The sequence below is a fragment of the Longispora urticae genome (genome assembly GCF_053902585.1).
This window is the reverse complement of the sequence record NZ_JAQZSH010000027.1, coordinates 326123-343369: the sequence shown is the minus strand read 5'-3', so window position 1 is coordinate 343369 and position 17247 is coordinate 326123. Positions and strand designations below refer to the sequence as shown.

Genomic DNA, 17247 nt, shown 5'->3' with positions numbered 1-17247 from the left:
ACCGACAGCAGGTCAGATCACTCGGTGACGGGCGCGAACCGCTCCGACCGGACGGGCCGGCGGGTGAGGCGGAGCGCCGAACCGGTGAGCACGAGCGCGCCGACCAGGGCCGCGCCGTGCAACCACGGGTTGAGGATGGGCACGAACGCCACGACCCCGACCGGGATCTGGACCATCGCGACGAGCGCGATCAGCAGGGCCTTGCGGTTGCCACCCCAGAGGTACGCCGTCCACAGTGGCGAGGAGACCACCGCCAGGGTGAGGACGTCCAGCAGGGTGTGCAGGTAGACGTTGTGCACCCGGTCGTGGGCGAACGCCGACGCCGGACTGGAGATCAGCAGGACCCCGATGGTGGTGCCCAGGGCCAGGAGTACTCGCCGCATGGGGTGCCCCCTTTCGACTACGAGTTGTGATCACCCTACGGCGTTGCGTAGTCACGGGGAAGCCGAGCGGACGTGAGTGAATATCCACGAACGCTAATTTCCTGTGGTACGGGGCTCGCGCGGTGCCCCTACTCCGCCGCCGAGGCGATCTCCCGCGCCCGGTCCCGCGCCGCCTCCAGGGCCGCGAGCATCGCCGCGCGCACCCCGTGGTTCTCCAGCTCGCGGATCGCGCTGATCGTCGTACCCGCCGGGGAGGTCACGGCCTCCCGCAGCGTCACCGGGTGCTCCCCGGAGTCGCGGAGCATCACGGCCGAGCCGATCGCGGTCTGCACGATCAGGTCGCGGGCCACCTGGCGGGGCAGCCCGAGGAGGATGCCCGCGTCGATCATGGCCTCGACGAGGAAGTAGAAGTACGCCGGGCCGGAACCGGACAGGGCCGTCACCGCGTCCTGCTGGGACTCCGGCACCCGGATCGTCTTGCCCAGGGGCTTGAACAGCTCCTCGGTGAGGGTCATGTGCGCGGGCAGCGCGTGCGCCCCGGCGGAGATGGCCGTCATCGCCTCGTCGACCAGGGCCGGGGTGTTGGTCATGACCCGCACGACCGGGGTGCCCGGCTGGAGGCGGCGCTCGAAGAAGGAGGTCGGCAGGCCCGCGCACAGGGAGACGACCAGCTTGTCGGCGGGGATCTTGCCGCCGAGCTCCTCCAGGAGTACCCCCGCGTCCTGGGGTTTGACCGCGATCGCCACGACCTCGGCCTCGTCGATCGCCGCCAGGTTGTCCAGCACCCGGATGCCGAGCCGGTCCCGCAGGTCCTGGGCCCGCTCGGGGCGGCGGGCGGTGGCGATCAGCCGGCTCGCCGGCCAACCGGCCTTGACCAGGCCCGTCAGCAGCACCTCGCCGATCTTGCCCGCTCCGATGACGGCAACGGTGTCCACGCGCGTTCCTCTTTCCTAGGGCCGGGCCACGGTGGCACCGGTTCGCCACGGGGCCGTGCGGGACCGGTGGGCCGCCTCACCCCCCGGTCCCTCCACGACTCCTACCCGAAGAAGACCTCGGCCTCGGCCAGCCGCGCCGCCGGCACGGTCTTCAGCTCGCGGGTCGCCTCCTCGAGCGGCACCCGGACGATGTCCGTACCGCGCAGGGCGACCATCTTCCCGAAGTCGCCCTCGTGCACCGCGTCGATCGCGTGCAGCCCGAACCGGGTCGCCAGCACCCGGTCGAACGCGGTCGGGGTGCCGCCGCGCTGGATGTGGCCGAGGACGACCGCGCGGGCCTCCTTGCCGGTCCGCTTCTCGATCTGGTCGGCGAGCCACTGGCCGACCCCGCCCAGCCGGACGTGCCCGAACGCGTCGAGCTGACCACCCTGGGTGACCATGTCGCCGTCGGACGGCATCGCGCCCTCGGAGACCACCACGATCGGGCTGTACCGGGTCTGGAACCGGGTCTCGATGTACTCGACGACCTTGTCCAGGTCGAACTTCTGCTCGGGCAGCAGGATCACGTTCGCGCCGCCGGCGAGGCCGGAGTGCAGGGCGATCCAGCCGGCGTGCCGGCCCATCACCTCGACCACGACGGTGCGGTGGTGGCTCTCGGCCGTGGTGTGCAGCCGGTCGATGGCCTCCATCGCGATGTTCACGGCGGTGTCGAACCCGAACGTGTAGTCGGTGGCGCCCAGGTCGTTGTCGATCGTCTTCGGGACGCCGACGACGGGCACGCCCAGCTCGGTCAGCTTCGCCGCGACACCGAGGGTGTCCTCGCCACCGATCGCGATCAGCGCGTCGACGCCGCCCTCGGCCAGGTTCGCCTTGATCCGCTCGACGCCGCCCTCGATCTTGAACGGGTTGGTCCGCGAGGAGCCGAGAATCGTCCCGCCGCGCGGCAGGATGCCCCGGACCTCCGGGATCCCCAGCGGGCGGGTGTCGCCCTCCAGCGGGCCCCGCCAACCGTCCCGGAAGCCGACGAACTCGTGGCCGTAGTCCGTGACGCCCTTGCGCACCACGGCGCGGATCACCGCGTTCAGGCCGGGGCAGTCTCCGCCGCCGGTCAGCACACCGATACGCATAGCTGTGGATCCCTTCGTTGGATCGCGTGAAAAAGGTGCGAACCACCTAGGAACGAGCGGCGCCGTTGCCGGCCCCGGGGCCGCGGTTCCCACTGTAGTCGCAGTCAGTGACGGATGGCGTTCCACCGCGCCAGGTTGTGCCGGGCGTCGGCGAGCGCGTCGTGCTGGTCCGGAGGGGCCGCCGGCAGGTGCGGTTTGCCCGCGTCGTCCCACGCCTGGCGCAGCTCCTTGGTGAACCGGGGGATGATCCGCGGCAGGGCCGGCATGGCCCCCCAGAGCTGGGCGAGGACGACGTGGTCGTAGGCGGCGTACCAGGCCCACAGCTCCAGTTCGTCGCCCGGGGCGAGCGGCTCGGTGAGGAACGCGAGCAGGTCCTCGCGGATCCGCTCCCGGCTCCGCCACGCCTTGTCGGACGGGGACGGCAGCTTGTCGAGGACGTTGCGGCGCACCCAGGGCACGGCCTTCGAGTCGTCGAACTGGGTCGACACGGCGTAGAACTCACGGCCGTGTTCGTCCACCACCCCGATGGAAACGAGGTCGACTATGCGGCCGTCCTCAATGAATTCGCAGTCGTAGAAATAACGGTAGATCACCCCGACAGGGTACGCACCCCGCGCGCGACCCCCCGGTGACCTGGGCGGACTCGCACCGACGCGTATCCTGGAGCGCTCACTTGCACCACCGATTCGGTTTTGTACCCGAACGGTGCCCTGTCGGGAGACCGATATGGGGGATGTACATAGCGCGACAACCGTGCATGATCTGTGGTGTTCGGTTGCATGAGAAGTAAACCGGGGAGGAGTACTACCGTGGAGGCTCGCCTTCCGGATCCCACCGACGCGCTCACCGGCGTGGAGTTGTTCGCTGGGCTGGAGCCAGAGGCGCGGGAGCGTGTGCTCGCCGCCGCCGTGCCCCGCACGTACCGCAAGGGGCAGTTGCTCTTCGTCGAGAACGATCCCGGCGAGTCCCTGATCGTGCTCAAGCGCGGCGCGGTGGCGGTCTTCCGCACGGCGCCGACCGGCGAACGCGCGGTGCTGCACGTGGCCCGCCCGCCCGGTGTCATCGGTGAGATCGCGCTGCTCGACGGCGCGGCCCGCTCGGCGTCGGCCGAGGCCATCGAGGACTGCGTGGCCCTCGCCCTGTCGCGGGGCGCGTTCCTCGAGCTGGTGCACGCCAACCCGCGGATCCTGGACCCGGTGCTGCGCGCGCTGGGCGCCTACATCCGCCGGCTCACCGAGCAGAACGCCGACCACGTGTTCCTCGACCTACCGGGCCGGGTCGCCAAGACGCTGGTCCGGCTGGCCGGGGAGACGCCGGCGACGATGGTGACGATCGAGCTCAACCAGAGCCAGCTGGCCGAGATGGCGGGCGGTTCGCGGCAGAGCGTGAACCAGGCGATCGGTTCCTTCGCGAACCGGGGCTGGCTGCGGACCGAGGGCCGCCGGATCGTGCTGACCGACATCCTGTCGCTGCGGCGACGTGCGGGGATGCCGGACCGGTAGCGGCGCCCGGCCGGGTTCGCCCCGGCTGTCAAGTGGGACCTTTTCAGATAGCGAAAAATGGCGGGACCTGAGTCAGCAGGCCCCGCCATTGTCGTGCGCGGTCCGACCTACGTGGGGCCGACCCAACCGTCGGTCTTCGGGTCCTTCACGGTCGGGCCGACCCAGTCGCACACGCCCTGGGCTGCCAGTTGGCCCGCCGTGAGGTCGTCGACCGTGAGGACCTCGCCGGTGTGGTGCACGGTGCCCTTCGGGTCCGTCCAGTCCTGGGTCAGCGTTACCTGAGCCATATCCCTCCCCCTCCTATAAGAAATTGCCGCGCTGACTGTAGGCACAAACACTTGACAGGCGCATGCCCAGTGTCGGTATCCGAACAGCCCATTCCGTTCATGGTGGACTTCCCGGCATACTCGGCGTCGGCCGATGATCTACAGGGGGTAGGGGCATCTCCAGTCGAAGCTGCACACAGTGTGGCCGCCCGGGCGCGGACGACGATAAGTTCTGCGGCGGTTGCGGCAAGTCCCTGTCCCTCGATTGCGCCAATTGTGGACGCACCCTCAAGCCTGACGCGCAGTTCTGCACCGGCTGCGGCACGGCCGCCGGGGACGGCGACCCGCCCGGCCAGCAGACCGCCCACGAGGACCGCCGCCGGGTGAGTGTCCTGTTCGTGGACCTGATCGACTCGACGCCGTACGCGGAGCGCGTCGACCCCGAGCAGGTCCGGGCGATGCAGCACAAGTTCTTCGGTACGGCGCGCCGGGTGATCCGGCAGCACGGCGGCGTGGTGGAGAAGTACATCGGGGACGCGGTGATGGCGCTGTTCGGCGCGCCCGTGGCCACGGAGACCGACCCGTTGCGGTGTGTGCGCGCGGGCCTGGAGCTGCAGCGTGCCCTGATCCACGAGGCGCCGGACGCGGGCCTGCGGTTCCGGGTCGGGATCGTCACCGGCGAGGCCCTGGTGGACGTCGCGGCGGCCCGGGACGGCGGTCAGGCCATCGTGGCCGGTGACGTCGTGAACACCGCGGCCCGGTTGCAGACCTCGGCCCCTCCGGGCGGGGTGCTGGTGTGCGGGGTGACGTACGCGGCGACCCGCGACGCCGTGCGCTACGCCGAGCAGGCGCCGCTGAACCTGCGCGGCCGTTCCGTGGCGACGGAGGTGTGGCTGGCCGAGGCGCCGGTGCGCCGCCGCCCGCCGGAGGAGTTCGACCACACGCCGCTGATCGACCGCGAGCACGAGCTGAGCCTGCTGACCAACGCGCTGCACCGCGCCGTGTCCGAGCGGACCCCGCAGCTGGTCACCGTGCTCGGCCGGGCCGGGATCGGCAAGAGCCGGCTGGTGCGCGAGCTGTACACGCACACCCAGCGGATCCTCGACGCGCCGGTGGCCTGGCGGACCGGGTACTGCCCGCCGTTCGGCGAGGACGTCACGTACATGGCGCTCTCCGACATCGTCAAGGCGCACGCCGGGATCCTGGACACCGACGGGGCGGAGACGGCCCGGCACCGGCTGACCATCGCGCTGCGCGAGTCCGGGGCCGAGAGCGACGGCCGGCTCGCCGACGCGCTCGCGCCGCTGGTGGGGCTGTCGGGGTCGAAGCTGTCGGCGGAGGACGCGAGTTCGCTGTGGCGGCGGTACCTGCGCTCCATGGCGGCCCAGCGGCCGACGGTGCTGCTGTTCGAGGACATCCACCTCGCCGACCCCGCGCTGCTCAACTTCATCGAACTGCTGGTCGGCGGCGCGCGGGACCTGCCGCTGCTCGTGCTGTGCACCGCCCGGCAGGAGCTGCTCGAACGCGAGCCGTCCTGGGCCGGGGCGGTGGCCGGCTCGCTGACCATCGCGCTGCCGCCGATGCGCGACACCGACATCGCGACGATGTACGCGCAGATGTTCGGGCAGGCCGCGTTCCCGGCGGAGATGCTCGCGCCGCTGGTGGAGTTCGCCGGCGGTAACCCGCTGTACGCGCACGAGTACGCCCGGATGCTGATCGAGCGGGGCACCCTGCGCCGGGGCGAGCGGAGCTGGTCGCTGCGGGGCGACGACGACCTGCCGATGCCCGACAGCGTGCACGCCGTGATCGCCAACCGGATCGACCTGCTCGACGCCGCCGACCGCACCGTGTTGCAGGCCGCCGCGGTCGTGGGCGCCACGTTCTGGCCCGGTGCGGTGGCTGCCGCCGTGGGCCGGTCCGTGGAGACCGTGGAGAAGGCCCTGCGCCGGCTGGAGCAGCGCGACCTGATCAGCGAGCAGCACGAGTCCACGATGGCCGGCCAGGCCGAGTACCGGTTCCGGCACGTCCTGGTCCGTGAGGTCTGCTACCAGCGCCTGCCGCGCACCGAACGCATCGCCCGGCACGAGCGCACCGCCACCTGGCTGACCGGCGTGTCAGCTAGTCGTGCGGATGATCTGGCCGAGGTGACCGCCCGGCACCGAGCGGCGGCGTACGAGATCGCGCTGTCGTTGGGGCTGGAGCCCGAGCGGTACGCCCGCGCGGCCCGCCAGGCCCTGCACGCCGCCGCCCGCAAGGCCTACCGGCTCTACGCCCTCGACCGGGCCGCCACGTACGCAGAGCGGGCCATGCAACTGTGCCCGGAGGACGAACCCGACCTGGCCACCGGCCGGCTCCAGCTCGAACTCCTCGTCACCGAGCTGGCCTACTACCGCGACCGGGACTCGTTCCTGCGCAGCGGCGGCGTCGAACAGCTCGCCGCCCTGGGCGAACGCCTGCACGCCATCGGCGACGTCGCGGGTGCCGCCACGGCCGCCACCCTGTCCGGGACCGTGGCCATCATGACCGCCGACCGCACCGCCGCCCTGGGCTGGCTGGAACGGTCCGTGGAACTGTTCACCCAGCTCCCGGACTCCGCCGAGAAGGCCACCGCGTTCACGGAGCTGTCCCGGGCGCACATGCTCAACTACGAGCACGACCCGGCCGCCAACGCCGCGGCCGCCGCGCTCGACATCGCCGACCGGCTCAACCTGGTCGAGGTCCGCGCGTCCGCCATGATCACGATGGGCGTGACCCGGGTGCTCGCCGGCGACCCCACCGGCCGGCAGGACCTCGACGACGCGCTCGCCTACTGCCGGGGCCGCGAACTGCCCGCCGTGAAGCGGGTCGCGATCAACATCGCCTGGGCCATGCAGGAGGACGGCGACATGGCCGGCTCCCGCCCCCTGATCGAGCAGTACCAGAGCGGGAACGTCGGCAGCGGGCACGCCACGGTCGCCGACTTCTCCGAGGAGGCGATGTGGAGCTTCTTCGCCGGGGACTGGCCCCGGCTGCTCACCGCCGCCGACGCGTACCTCGACACCCCCAGCGGGGAGTGGGACCTGCAGAACCGGTCCATCCGGGCCTGGGTCCGCGAACTGTGCGGCATCCCGACCACCGGTGACGGCGACGGCGGGGACGACGAGATCGCCCGGGCGATCGGCACCGCCCGGCGGACCGGGTTCCACCGTCCCCTGTGGGCCACCGTCAGCCACGGCGCGTTCTGCCGGGCGTTGCAGGGCCGCCACGACGAGACCAGCGAACTGATCGGCGAGCTGATCGACGACTGGCTGCCCACCCGGATCATCGCCAGCCGCGAGTGGGTGGCCGCCGCCGCGTTCGCCGCCGCCCTCACCGGCCCCGCGACCGCCGACCGGCTGCACAAGGTCCTGGAGGCCTCACCCCGGCGCACCCCGTGGGTCGAGGCGGCCCTCGCCGTCGCCTCCGCGGGGATGACCGGCGGGGACCAGCGCCAGGCCGGCGCGCTGTACGCGCGGGCCGCGGAGCTCTACCGCCAGATCGGGGACGCCACCGACCAGGCGATCGCGACGGCCCTGGCCGCCCGGGCGTACGAGACCGCCGGGGATCCGGCCGCCCAGGGCCCGCGCGCCGAGACCCGGGCGTTCGCTGCCCGCAACTCCGCACCCGGGCTCATGACGCTCGGCCTGACCGCGACCGTCACACCGCTACGGGCGGCTGGTTCTTGAGCTTGGCGGCGTAGACGTCCACGTACTCCTGGCCGGACAGTTCCATCAGCTCGTACATCACCTCGTCGGTGATCGAGCGCTCCACGAACCGGTCGCCGACGAAGCCGTCGTACCGGGAGAAGTCCAGGGGCTTGCCGATCCTGATCTCGACCCGCATGATCCGGGGCCAGATCCGGCCGGGGGGCTGCACCAGGTGCGTGTTCACCATGGCGCACGGGACGACGGGCGCGCCGGTCTCCAGGGCGAGCCGGGCGACGCCGGTCTTGCCGCGGTAGAGCCGGCCGTCCGGGGAGCGGGTGCCCTCCGGGTAGATGCCGAACAGGTGGCCGTCGCGGAGCACCCGCGCGCCGGTCTCCAGGGCCCCGGCGCCCGCGCCGCCGCCGCTGCGGTCCACGGGGATCTGGCCGGTACCGCCGAAGAAGATCCGGTTGATCCAGCCCTTGACGCCCTTGCCGTTGAAGTACTCCGCCTTGGCGACGAACGTGATCCGGCGCTTCACGACGAGCGGCAGGAAGATCGAGTCCGAGAACGACAGGTGGTTGCTCGCCAGGATCGCGGCACCGGACTCGGGAATGTTCTCCAGGCCCTCGACCTTGGGCCTGAAGAACAGCCAGAGCCAGGGACCGATCACGAGGTGTTTGAGCACCCAGTAGAGCACATCATCCTCCGCACGATCGGTGACTGGTGACCATTCAACCCCATGAACCCGCCCCGGTGTTGTGACCCGGGGGCGGAAACGTGTCACGATGTTTTCGTCGAATGATCGCAGAGGTCGGAGGAACACGGGTGAACGCTGACGCCGAGCGGGCCGAGCCGGACCCGGACGACGTGGATGCCCAGTTCGCCCGGATAGTCGCCGGATATCACACCGACGCCCCCGATCGGCCGGAAATCGAGTCCGTGGAGCTCACCGACATGACCGCCCTGGCGGGCCTCTCGCCGCGCGGTCCGGAACCCGACGAACCGGGGCTGCTCGAGGGGCTCGACACGTTCGGTATGGACCTGGAGGGCGACGAGGACGAGCACTACGTGCCCCCGCCGCCTCCGCCGCTCCCCCGGCCCACCAAGCGGGTCGTGACGGCGGCGCTGGTGTTCTCCGTGGGCACCCTGCTGCTGTTCTGGCCCGAGCTGCTGCCGATCTCCGACCAGCTGGTGCGGTTCGCCGGGATGGGCGGGATCGTCGCGGCCGTCGTGATGCTGGTGATGCTGCTCAAGCCCGGGGACGAAGAGGACTACGACCCGGACCAGGGCGCCCGCGTCTGAGCGGAGGCAGATCAGGACCACTCTTCGGGTACGACGGCGCGTGGCCCGGCGTACCCGTCGAAGGGGTCTAGGGTTTCGCGACCGTCTGGTCGAGCCAGTCCAGCAGGCCCTCCAGCGGATAGAGCCACGACGGGTCCGACAGCCGGCGCGGCTCCGACAACAGGGTCGGCGTGACCCGGTAGTGCTCGCCCGCCTTCGTCAGCCCCCGGCCCGCCCCGCCCACCAGGAGCACCTGCGCGGGGCCGACGACGTCCTCGTCGGGCAGCTTGGCGGGCGGGTCGATCAGGACGGCGGCCTTCGCCGGGTACCGGGTGAGGGCCGAGGCCACCCAGCGCGCGCCCGACCCGTGGCCGACGAGCACCGCCTGCCGGGGCAGGGACGCGGCGACCTGCACGACGTCGTGGCAGTGTTCCCGGACGGCGACGAACCGGCCGGGGCGCGGGGCCAGCGCGTGCGCCGCCCAGCCGCGCTCGGCGCACCGGTCCAGCCAGTGCTCCGCGAAGAACTCGGCCGGCCGGCCCACGAACAGCAGCGGCGGGTGCAGGTCCTCGCCGGGCAGCGCGGAACGCACCTCGCGGGCGACGGGCCGGACCGGCCGGGACCAGTCGCGCGTCCGCAGGACCCTGATCACGCGGTCAACTCCTTCAGCAGACTCTCGACGGCCTTCAGGTACGTCACGTGCGACACCTCGAACCAGTGCCGTTCCGTGGCGCTGACCTTGGCCTTCGTCCACCGCCACTCGGCCCGGTCGGCCGCACCCGCCCAGATCTGCGCCGCGCGCTCCGGGTTCGTGTTCCGCAGCGTCAACCAGCGGGCGATGGCCTGGGTCTGCCAGTGCACCAGCGGGAACTGCCCCGAGTCGGGCTGCACCAGGCCGGCGACGGCCAGGGTGGGGTGCCGGGGGGCGAACATGTGCAGCCACAGCCGGGGCGGGTTCGCGCCGAGGATGCCGGGGTCGAGGAACTCGAACCGGGGCGCGTAGCCGGTGGCCAGGACGACCAGGTCCGGCTCCGCCTCGGTGCCGTCCTCGAACTCGACGGTGCGGGCGGTGAACCGTTTCACGTCGTGCACGGGGGTGATCGCGCCGTGGCCGACGTAGTACACGAGCTGGCTGTTGACGATGGGGTGCGTCTCGTACACCTTGTGGTCGGGTTTGCGCAGGCCGAAGCGGGTCAGGTCGCCCACGGTCAGCCGGAGCACCCGGTGGAACGCCCACTGCCGCAGCCGCAGCGGCAGCCACTGCGCCCCGTCGTTGACCTGGTCGGCGGGCCGGCCGAACACGTACTTCGGCGCGTACCAGTAGCCGCGCCGGGTCGAGTGCCAGCACGCGGCGGCCTGCTGGGCGGCCTCCACCGCGATGTCACACCCGGTGTTGCCACCCCCGATGACCAGCACCTTCTTACCCCGCAGCACGGCGGCGTCCTTATAGGACGAAGCGTGGATGACCTTGCCCCGGAAGTCCTCGATCCCGGGCAGCGCCGGGGTGCGCGGATGCGAGTTGTGCCCGTTGGCGACGACCACGGCCGCGTAGCTCAGCTCGCGCTCCGCCCCGCCGTGCGCCGGCCGGACCCGGACCCGCCACCGGTCGTTCTCGATCGGATCGGCGGACACCACCTCGGTGCCGAACCAGATGTGCTCGCGGAGGCCGAAGTGCTCGGCGTAGCGCTCGAAGTAGGCGAGCAGCTGGGAGTGGTGCGGGTAGTCCGGCCAGTGGTCGGGCAGGGGGAAGTCCGGGAACTGCGTCATCGGCTTCGACGAGATCAGGTGCGTGCTGGAGTACACCGGGCTTCGTTCGTGCCGGATGTTCCACGCCCCGCCGATCCCGGTCTCCCGGTCGTAACAGTCGACGGCGAAGCCGTGTTCCAGAAGGTTCTTCACCGCAGCCAGGCCGCTCGACCCGGCGCCGATCACACAGACGGCGGCACCACGATCATCCACCGCGACAGTCTGCCCCCACAGGCGGCCGTTGGCAATAAAAGATCCCTTATCTGGTACGGGAGGAGAGCGCCGCCACGACCGCGCGGGTGCGGTCCTCGTGCAGCCGGTATCCGGTGTGCTCCCTGATCTCCCGGGCGATCCGGACGTGTTCGGCAGCCGACATCTGCTCCCCCCTGTCGAGGCGCAGCTCGGCGAGCAGGGTGTGCGCCTCACACTCGTGCAGCCGGTACCGGTGCTGACCGGCCAGTGCCAGGCCCTGTTCGCCCAACTCCAGCGCCTGGTCGAGTTCGCCGCGCGCCGCCCGGACGTCGGCGAGACCGAGGAGTGCCGGGGTCTCGTACCGTGGTACGCCGGTGACCCGGGCCAGGGTCAGTGCCTCGCCGTAGGCGACCTCCGCGTCCGCCGTCCTGCCCTGACCCATCGCCAACGCGCCCACCACGAGCTGGGCGTCGGCCTCCATCCGCGGACTGCCGATGGCCCGCGCCCCGTTCAGCGCCGCCGTGACGTGCTCCGCCGCCTCCGGGAACCTCCCCAGTTCCTGGCAGGCCCGCGCGAGCTCCACGAGCGCCAACAGCTCGCCGTGGTCGCCGAACTGTCGGTAGAGCACCAGGGTGTCGGTCAGGACCCGCACCGCGTCCTCGTAGCGTCCCAGGTGGGTGTACACCCTCCCCAGGTTGTTCAGCGCGCTCGCCTCGCTCCCGCCGGCGCCCAGCTCCCGGAACAGGACGCTGGCCTGGCGGTGGGTCTCAGCGGACCGGTCGAGCAGTCCGAGGTCGGAGTAGACGTTCCCCAGGTTGTTGAGATTGTTCGCCTGCAACGGAAGCAACCCGATCCGGCGGCCCACCTCGACAGCCTGGCTCAGATGCTCGGCGGCCTCGTCGAGTCGCCCCGCGGCCCAGTGCACGACCCCGAGGTTGCCCTCCGCCGCGCCCTCCCCGGCGGCCCACTCCGACGCGCGGGCCGCGACCAGTGCCCGGCCGATGTGCGTCGTCGCCAGGTCCAGTCCGCCCGCGGTGTAGTGGGCGTGACCGAGGCTGAGCTCACTGATCGCCCGCCCGACGCCGTCACCGACCACGTTCGCCGCGTGCAGTCCCTCCCGCGCGGCGGCTATCCAGTCACCCGTGTAGTGCGCCTGGTAGTGGAAACCCCGCAGTGCGCCGGTGAGAACCCAGACGTCCGGTTGTGGATCATGCCGGGCGAAGTACCGCACCGCCGCCAGCAGGTTGCCCCGCTCAGCCTCCAGCCAGGCCATCGCTGCCGACGACGTGGGGAAGCCGGCGTGTCCGGTCGTGGGGGCGTCGAGGCGCAGAACCTGCGGGTAGAGCAGGCGCGCCGCGGCTTCGGCGCCGGCCAGGCACCAGCGCAGGAGCCGCTGCCGGGCCTCGACCGCGCACGTGGCGCCGTCCTCCGCCTCGGCGCGCTGCCGGGCGTACACCCGGATCAGGTCGTGCGGCGCGTAGCGCCCCGACCGGTCGGACTCCAGCAGGTGCGCGGCCGACAGCTCCTCCAGGAGCGCGCCGGCCCGGTCCGCCGGGATCTCCGCCAGCGCCGCCGCCGCGTCCGCCGTCAGGTCCGCGCCCGGGATCAGGCCCACGAGGCGGAACAGCCGGGCGGTCTCCGGGGCGAGCGCCCGGTAGGAGTAGCCGAAAACCCCGCGCACCGAGGCCAGCTCGTCGCCGGGGACCTCCAGCGAGGCCAGCAGGTCACCGGCCCGGAGTTCGGCGTTGTAACCGGCGACGTCGCGCCGGGGTTGGCTGACCAGGTGCGCGGCGGCGATCCGCAGCGCCAGGGGCAGGTCGCCGCACAGTTCCGCGAGGTCGGCGACCGCCTCCGGTTCGGCCTCCGTCCGCCGCCGCCCGAGGATCCGGGTGAGCAGTTCCACGGCCCTGTCCCGGGGCAGGACGCCCAGCTCCAGCAAGCGGGCGCCGTCGCGGGCGACGAGGCCGGCCAGCCGGTCGCGGCTGGTCACCACGACCCGGCTGCCCCGGCTGCCCGGGAGCAACGGCCGGACCTGGTCCGGGCCGCTGGCGTTGTCGAGGATGACGAGGACGCGGCGATCCGCGAGGAGGGTGCGGTACAGGGCCGCCGCCTCCGCCAGATCGAGGGGGATCTCCGTTCCCGGTACGCCGAGGGCTCGGAGGAAGCCGGTCACCGCGTCCAGGGGCCGGACGGGATCCGTGGCGGAGTAACCGTGCAGGTTCACGTACAGCTGGCCGTCGGGGTAGAGGTCGCGGACCCGGTGCGCCCAGTGCAGCGCGAGGGCGGTCTTGCCGACCCCGCCCGCGCCCTCGATCGTGCTGATCACGACCGCGCCGGCACCGTCGAACAGCTCGTCGAGCCGGGCGGTCTCCGCCGCGCGGCCCACGAAGTCGGGCACGTCCGGCGGGAGCTGCGCCGGGCCGTCCGGGCGGAGGGCCGCGGCCGGGGCGGGGCGCAGGGCCGGGTCGTCGGTGAGGATGGCCCGCTCCAGGTCGACGAACTCCTTCCCCGGGTCCAGGCCGTGCTCCTCGACGAGCAGCGCGCGGTAGTCGCGGGCCACGGCGAGGGCGTCGGGCTGGCGGTCGAGGCGGTACAGGGCGAGCATCAGGTGCCGGCGCAGCCGTTCGCGCAGCGGGTGCTCGGCGGTCCAGCCGGTCAGCTCGTCCACGACCAGCGCGGTGCGGCCGGCGGCCAGGTCCAGTTCGGCGAGCCGTTCGACGACGGCCAGGCGCTGGTCCTCCAGCCGGGCCCGGGCGGCCTCCACGTACGGCGCGGACACGTCGGCCAGCGCCGGCCCCCGCCACAGGGCCAGCGCCCCGCGCAGGGCGGCGGCGTCGTCGGGGGACGCGGCCAGGGCGGCGAACGCATCCACATCGAACTGCTCGGGGGTGACGTCCAGCACGTACCCGGCTGATCGGGTCTGCAGCAGGTGTTCGGCCCCCGCGTCCCGCAGCGTGCGGCGCAGTGCGGACACCGCGACCTGGATCTGGCCCCGGGCCCGGTCCGGCGGAGTGTCGCCCCAGATGGCGTCGATCAGGCGCTCGGACGAGACGGTCCGGCGGGCGTGCAGGAGCAGACAGCAGAGCACCGCCCGGTGCCGGGGAGCGAGGTCCGCCACCGGACGGTCGTCGACCAGCACCTGAACCGGACCCAGCACACCGAAACGCAACGTCACCACGGCACCCCCATACCCCAGGAGACTAGGTGATGTCGGCCCCCGCGGAAAACGAGTTGGGTCACTCTCCGGGGTCGGCGGGTCCGAGTTCGGCGAGGCCCGCCGCGATCCGGTCCTCCGTGTCCGGGCCGGCCGCGTCGACGTCCAGCGCCCGGGCCCGCTCCAGGTGGCCGCGGGCCTCCGCGCGCCGGCCCAGGCGGAGCAGCACCTCGCCGAGGAGCGCCAGGTCGTCCTTCTCGCGCCGCCGGTCCCCGAGGCGGTGCCTGATCTCCAGCGAGCCGCGGAGGTGGTCGAGGGCGTCGGCCAGCTCGCCGCGCACCCGGTGCAGGTCGCCCAGGCTGTTGAGCACGTCGCCCTCGCCGCGCAGGTCGCCCAGTTCCCGGGAGATGGCCAGGGCCTCGCGGAACACGTCGCCGGCCTCGGTGTGCTCGCCGCGTTTCTGGTGCGCGATGCCCAGGCAGTTCAGCGACATCGCCTCGCCGCGCCGGTCGCCGGTGCGGCGTTGCAGGACGATGGCCCGGCGGAAGTAGTCGACGGCGTCGGCGGACCGGTCGCCCTCGGCGGCGCAGATCCCCAGGTTGATCAGGGCCACCGACACCCGGAACAGGTCCCCGGTCTCCTCGAAGTGCCCGAGCGCGGCCTCCAGCGGCCCGAGGGCCTCGGCGTAGCGGCCCTGGGTCACGCACAGCGCCGCGAACAGGTTGTTGGCCGCCGCCAGCCCGGCCCGGTCGCCGGTGGCGCGGTGCAGCTCCATCGCGTGCCGGAGGTGTGCCCGGGCGTCGTCGGCGCGGCCGACCTGCCGGTACACCGTGGCCAGGTCGGTGTGCGCGCTGGCCGTGCCGACCGCGTCCCCGAGCCGCCCGGCCACCTCCAGCGCGGCCTCGAAGAGTTCCACCGACTCCGGGCCGTGCCCCCGGTCGACGAAGAAGTCCTTCAACCGGTACGCCAGCTCGTACGCCGACGCGTCGTCCCCGCGCAGCACCGCCAGCCGGAACACGGGCAGCAGGTTGGCCCGTTCGGCGTCGAGGAACACGAGCGCGTCGAGCTGGTCGGGCGGGAACGGCGGCGCCTCCGGTACGCGGCGGGCGGACAGCTTCACCCGGTCGCGCTGCGGGGCGATCAGGGCGGCGGCCGCGTGCAGGACCGCGAGGTACCAGTCGACGAGCCGGCCCGACGCCCCGTCGAGGGCTTCCGGGGACTCCTCGGCCGCCGCCCGGTGCGCGGCGTACTCCCGCAGGAGGTCGTGCAGGGTGTACCGCCCCGGCGCGTGCTCCGCCACCAGGTGCGCCGCCGCCAGCCGGTCGAGGAGGAACTCCGCCTCGGGCACCGACGTGTCCACGAGGGCGGCGGCCGCGTCGACGGTCAGGTCCGCGCCCGGGACGCGGCCCAGCAGCCGGAACAGCCGCGCCTCGGCCGGGGACAGCGCGGCGTAGGACTGGTCGAACGCCGCCCGCACCGACGACTGCTCGTCCCCGGCCACGGTCAGCGCGCGCAGCCGGTTGCCCTCCCGGAGCACGGCGGCGTGTTCGGCGAGCCCGACCTCGGGCCGGTCCACCAGGTAGGCGGCCGTGATCCGCAACGCCAACGGCAGCTGTCCACACAGGACCGTCAGCTCGGCGGCCGCCGCCGGCTCCGCCGCGACCCGCCCGGCCCCGACGATCCGGGTCAGCAGCGCCAGCGCGTCGGCGGGCCCCAGCTCGGTGAGCGTGACCCGGCGGGCGCCGTCGCGGGCCACCAGGCCGGCGAGCCGGTCGCGGCTGGTCACCACCGCCAGGCTGCCCGGGCCGACCGGCAACAGTGGACGGACCTGCTCGGGACTGTTCGCGTTGTCCAGCACCACGACGAGCCGGAGACCGGACACCTTCTCCCGGTACGCGGCCACGGCGGCCGGCAGCTCCGTCGGGATCCGGCCGCCCGGCACCCCGAGGGCGCGCAGCAGCCGGATGAGCGCATCGAGGGGCCGCAGCGGCGCGGTGGCCGAGTAGCCGTGCAGGTTCAGGTACAGCTGGCCGTCCGGGAACCGGTCGCGGACCCGGTGCGCCCAGTGCACGGCCAACGCGGTCTTCCCGACGCCCCCGACCCCGGCGATCGTGGTCAGCACCACGGCCGTCGCGCCCGGCCGGCCGTGGTCGGGCAGCAGGCCGTCGAGGAGTTCGAGCTGGTCCGCGCGGCCCGTGAAGTCGACGACGTCCGGCGGGAGCTGCGCGGGGGCCGGCGCCGCCCGGACCGGGGCCGCGACCGGCTCGGACCGGCGGATCGACTCCTCCAGCGCGGTGAACCCCGGGCGCGGGTCCAGGCCGTGCTCCTCGGCGAGGTACCGGCGGAAGTCCCCCGCCACCCGCAGCGCGTCCCGGGACCGGCCACAGCCGTGCAGGGCGAGCATCAGCTGCTCCCGGAACCGCTCGCGCACCGGGTGCGCGGCGACCAGTTCGGTCAGCTCCGGGACGAGTTCGCGGTGCCGGCCCCGGTCGAGTTCGCGGTCGGCGAGGCGTTCGCACGTGGTGAGCCGCAGATCCTCCAGCCGGCCCCGGGCGGCGTCCGCGTACGGCGCCGCCACGTCGTCCAGCGCCGGCCCCCGCCACAGCGCCAGCGCGGCCCGGAGCGTCGCGGCGTCCGCGTCGGCCGGCGCGACCCGCTCAGTGAACGCGTCGAGGTCGAACTGGCCCGGGCCGGGCGTCAGCGCGTACCCGGCGGGCAGGGTCTCCAGCAGCTCGGCCAGGCCCACCTGGCGCAGCACACCGCGCAGGGTGGAGATGGCCACCTGCACCTGGGCCCGGGCGGTCACCGGCGGGGCGGCGCCCCAGATCGCGGCGACCAGCCGGTCGGCGGACACCGGCCGTCCCGCGTTCAGCAACAGGTACGCCAGGACCGCGCGCTGTCTGGGCTGCATGGACAGACACGAGCCGTCGGGGCCGCACACCCGTACCGCGCCGAGGACGCCGAACCTCATCCACGCCTTCCTCCGTCAGCCCCCG

General features: G+C 73.0%; 13 protein-coding genes. 3 read left to right on the top strand and 10 right to left on the bottom strand.

The genetic code is table 11. The features are described from left to right. Positions 1–17 precede the first annotated feature (17 nt). The 4 genes from PT931_RS17815 to PT931_RS17800 form a co-directional block, all read right to left on the bottom strand. On the bottom strand, positions 18–383 hold the full coding sequence (locus PT931_RS17815) for a hypothetical protein (RefSeq protein WP_456246840.1): 366 nt from the start codon (positions 381–383) through the stop codon (positions 18–20). A 128-nt stretch (positions 384–511) separates the two neighbouring features. Further along, a complete protein-coding gene (proC, locus tag PT931_RS17810) occupies positions 512–1318 on the bottom strand; it encodes a pyrroline-5-carboxylate reductase (protein ID WP_456246839.1) in 807 nt (268 codons plus the stop codon). A gap of 101 nt (positions 1319–1419) precedes the next feature. Beyond that, complete coding sequence (locus PT931_RS17805) at positions 1420–2445, bottom strand: 6-phosphofructokinase (RefSeq protein ID WP_456246838.1); 1026 nt, start codon at positions 2443–2445, stop codon at positions 1420–1422. A 104-nt stretch (positions 2446–2549) separates the two neighbouring features. Further along, entirely contained in the window at positions 2550–3038 is a 489-nt protein-coding gene (locus PT931_RS17800; RefSeq protein ID WP_363728351.1) for a polyadenylate-specific 3'-exoribonuclease AS, read from the bottom strand. 216 nt (positions 3039–3254) lie between these two features. Here PT931_RS17800 and PT931_RS17795 point away from each other — a divergent pair, with 216 nt between their 5' ends. Beyond that, positions 3255–3947 (top strand): Crp/Fnr family transcriptional regulator, encoded by a 693-nt coding sequence (locus PT931_RS17795; RefSeq protein WP_363728350.1) that lies wholly within the window; start codon positions 3255–3257, stop codon positions 3945–3947. Between the two features lie 107 nt (positions 3948–4054). Here the strand turns inward: PT931_RS17795 and PT931_RS17790 are convergent, their stop codons facing one another. Next, a complete protein-coding gene (locus PT931_RS17790) occupies positions 4055–4234 on the bottom strand; it encodes a hypothetical protein (protein ID WP_456246837.1) in 180 nt (59 codons plus the stop codon). Positions 4235–4389: 155 nt separating this feature from the next. Here PT931_RS17790 and PT931_RS17785 point away from each other — a divergent pair, with 155 nt between their 5' ends. Next, positions 4390–7917, top strand: coding sequence for an AAA family ATPase (locus PT931_RS17785; RefSeq protein ID WP_456246873.1), 3528 nt, complete (start codon positions 4390–4392; stop codon positions 7915–7917). Here the strand turns inward: PT931_RS17785 and PT931_RS17780 are convergent. After that, positions 7889–8575: a lysophospholipid acyltransferase family protein gene (locus PT931_RS17780; protein ID WP_456246836.1), complete on the bottom strand. Its 687-nt coding sequence runs from the start codon at positions 8573–8575 to the stop codon at positions 7889–7891. The genes PT931_RS17785 and PT931_RS17780 overlap by 29 nt on opposite strands. Positions 8576–8703: 128 nt before the next feature. On the opposite strand from PT931_RS17780, the gene PT931_RS17775 reads away from it, so the two are divergent. Continuing rightward, entirely contained in the window at positions 8704–9180 is a 477-nt protein-coding gene (locus tag PT931_RS17775) for a hypothetical protein (RefSeq protein ID WP_456246835.1), read from the top strand. Positions 9181–9247: 67 nt separating this feature from the next. Here the strand turns inward: PT931_RS17775 and PT931_RS17770 are convergent, their stop codons facing one another. The 4 genes from PT931_RS17770 to PT931_RS17755 all read right to left on the bottom strand — a co-directional run bounded on the left by PT931_RS17770 (position 9248) and on the right by PT931_RS17755 (position 17222). Further along, positions 9248–9811: an alpha/beta hydrolase gene (locus PT931_RS17770; RefSeq protein ID WP_456246834.1), complete on the bottom strand. Its 564-nt coding sequence runs from the start codon at positions 9809–9811 to the stop codon at positions 9248–9250. Then, a complete protein-coding gene (locus tag PT931_RS17765; protein WP_456246872.1) occupies positions 9808–11154 on the bottom strand; it encodes a flavin-containing monooxygenase in 1347 nt (448 codons plus the stop codon). The genes PT931_RS17770 and PT931_RS17765 overlap by 4 nt, the downstream gene beginning before the upstream one ends. Positions 11155–11164: 10 nt before the next feature. Further along, complete coding sequence (locus PT931_RS17760; protein WP_456246833.1) at positions 11165–14272, bottom strand: BTAD domain-containing putative transcriptional regulator; 3108 nt, start codon at positions 14270–14272, stop codon at positions 11165–11167. Between the two features lie 61 nt (positions 14273–14333). After that, the gene (locus PT931_RS17755) at positions 14334–17222 is read right to left on the bottom strand and encodes a tetratricopeptide repeat protein (protein ID WP_456246832.1); all 2889 of its coding nucleotides are present in this window, start codon (positions 17220–17222) and stop codon (positions 14334–14336) included. Between the last annotated feature and the right edge of the window lie 25 nt (positions 17223–17247).